This window comes from Paenibacillus sp. 05T425 (assembly GCF_056396205.1).
In genome coordinates, this window is record NZ_JBFTLA010000149.1 from 1 (window position 1) to 401 (window position 401).

Here is a 401-nt window from a genome sequence, read left to right on the forward strand (position 1 = left end):
GTTACAGTGAATTCTAAAAAGTCATATATTTCATGCCATTCGCATTTAAAGAAATAGGTGCGAATGTCTTCAAGAATTTTATACGTGCGATCAGGTCTTGAGTCTATGGTTTTTTTAAAGAAGTGGAACCAAAGCGCTTTGCTAAATGGTTGAATGACTGGTTCGTCGTAGTTGCAATAAAGATAGTTTTTTGTGGACCATAAGGACACATCTAGTGCATTCCACAAAGAGTTGCGAAGCTCAGTGCTCATTGAGTTAACTTGAATCGTTTCAGACTGCGTCTTCAAGCCTTTACGTTGACTGAAAGTTTTCATTTGATAATTGACCTGTCGTATGTTTTTTGAGTTATGTTATGGGTGTTTTATACGGTTTTTTGTTGAGATAATGCTCAGGGTAAGCTG

1 protein-coding gene is annotated in these 401 nt (G+C 36.9%); it reads right to left on the bottom strand.

Annotated elements, in window-relative coordinates:
• Nucleotides 1–314, bottom strand: a 314-nt coding sequence (locus AC1DF0_RS32525) for an AbiJ-NTD4 domain-containing protein (protein WP_477577736.1), incomplete at its 3' end; no start/stop codon positions are given.
• Nucleotides 315–401 lie beyond the last annotated feature (87 nt).